Below are 240 nucleotides of genomic sequence, written 5' to 3'. Positions count from 1 at the left end.
ATTCCGGATATTTCGCTTTATCAAAGGCTGCACCATTACATTGCACCCACCCTTCCGGCGGTGTGGCGGTCGGCCAAGGAAGTGGCACCCCTATCGGAATTAGCTTTTCCAATAAACCAAGGTTTTTAAAAACTCGCCAATCCGTGATAATTTCTATAATAATAGTCTCATATTGGTATTAATCAGGGTTACATATGGCAAAGATTGGCTATGTTCGGGTGTTAATAAATGACCAGAACA

1 pseudogene is annotated in these 240 nt (G+C 42.1%); it reads right to left on the bottom strand.

Annotated features, from left to right (window positions below):
- Positions 1 to 124, bottom strand: a pseudogene (locus tag EAE92_RS24345) (phage tail protein); the annotation flags it as partial.
- Positions 125 to 240 lie beyond the last annotated feature (116 nt).

This window comes from Photorhabdus hainanensis (assembly GCF_018448965.1).
Lineage (GTDB): Bacteria > Pseudomonadota > Gammaproteobacteria > Enterobacterales > Enterobacteriaceae > Photorhabdus > Photorhabdus akhurstii.
This window is presented reverse-complemented; position numbering and strand designations above follow the sequence as displayed.